At 63.1% G+C, this 1,421-nt stretch carries 1 protein-coding gene and 1 pseudogene; both read right to left on the minus strand.

The genetic code is table 11. The features are described 5' to 3' along the window. Nucleotides 1–269 precede the first annotated feature (269 nt). Nucleotides 270–572: a DUF6342 family protein gene (locus tag MXD62_RS27505; protein WP_248832300.1), complete on the minus strand. Its 303-nt coding sequence runs from the start codon at nt 570–572 to the stop codon at nt 270–272. 684 nt (nt 573–1,256) lie between these two features. After that, nucleotides 1,257–1,421, minus strand: a pseudogene (locus tag MXD62_RS27510) (IS110 family transposase); the annotation flags it as partial.

The raw sequence follows: 1,421 nt of genomic DNA on the forward strand, positions 1-1,421 counted from the left end.
CGAACTCGCCGCAGCCGTCTGACCGGCAGCTGCCCCGGCCGCTGGCATGCCCAGCTTCCCCGTAACGCAACAGCGCCAGCAGCGGACGCGGGGTGCAGCAGTGCCAGCGGTCTTACCTGTGAGGATATCGGGGATGGATGGCCGCTCCGAGCTGGCCGCACGGCTCACCGCTGCCGACTGCTGCGGCCTGGTGGCGACGGCGTAGACGGTGAGAGCCCCCGCCCACGCCGGGGTGGGCGCGGCGGCCGCGCCCACCCCGAACTGCCGGGCTACTGGTAGGACAGGTTCGACTGCCCTGAGATCACGCGGCCTGCGATGTAGAGGTCTCCGTTGGAGTCCAGGATCGCGATGATCTTCTTCTGGTTGCCGTGGTGGGTCGTGAAGAAGATCTTGTCGGCTTCCTGGGACGTAGAGTAGTTGGTGTTGACCGAGAGCTCGATGCTCACCGGCGAGCTGATGAGCACATCCTTCTTGGGCGAGGTCGGGTACACCTGGTTCTGCCTCAGCTTGACTCGGCCGTGGGTGTCGCCCTCTTCCCAGTCCGAGGCCAATCCGAGATCAACGTCCGGCATGGCGATGCTCCATTCTCGTTCGTTTGGGGAAACCTCTCCTGGCCGGAGTAGGCTGTATTTTTTCCAGGGAAAGACCTGGCCGCAGAGAGGAAGGAAGTCCGCAGAGGCCGCCGGCATAGAAGGAAGCCGTGAGGTTTCGCCGAAAATTTACTCGACCACCGGGCACCCACAGGCTGATTTTCCTAACTGATCAGACCAGTAAACGGGTGCGTAGACGCCGCAGCAGACGGGAAGCTCTTCCTTGGTCTCCGTATTTCCTGTCCCGGATGGGACCAGCCAGCCATCTAAGTCACAGGCATGAGCGCCACAGCACCTCTCCCCCTGGAGGTAGCGACGGAATCACACCGTCGCATGCGTAGCGTCACACACCAGCGACAGGCCCGCGCGGAAATCGCCGAAATATATTGACCCCGCTAACTCGTGCCGCTTTTGGGTAGATTCGATGAGGAATGTGCACGAATTATTGCTGAGCGTCAACGCACCCGAGCTGGGTCCGATCGGTCGAGGCATCACGATCTACAGAACGGCCTTCGGTCAGGCTGTGACCGGCCCCGGTAGATGCCCCGCCCCCGGCCGCGTTTGTTGGCAAGTATTTTGATCATCGCATTGGCGGATCAGATCCCGATGGCGAGGACCTCGCAGGTCGTCGCCATCGTCCGTGTGGGCACTGACGCCCCTGTGTTGTCAAGTAGCCGCGGTGACCGGTGGGCTGGTGCGTGGGATGGCGTTGTAGATCTCGCGGGCGATGTAGCGCTTGAGGCAGCGGACGATCTCGCGTGGGGTTTTGCCTTCGGCGAGGCGTCGTTGCTGGTAGGCGCGGGTGCGGGGGTCGCAGCGCAGCCGGGTGAT

It is taken from the genome of Frankia sp. Mgl5 (assembly GCF_023242985.1).
In the GTDB taxonomy this organism is placed as follows: Bacteria; Actinomycetota; Actinomycetes; order Frankiales; family Frankiaceae; genus Parafrankia; species Parafrankia soli.

Bases quoted from the DNA above. Each gene is read 5' to 3' on its own strand.
- MXD62_RS27505 (WP_248832300.1), bottom strand. From the start codon at position 572: ATGCCGGACGTTGATCTCGGATTGGCCTCGGACTGGGAAGAGGGCGAC.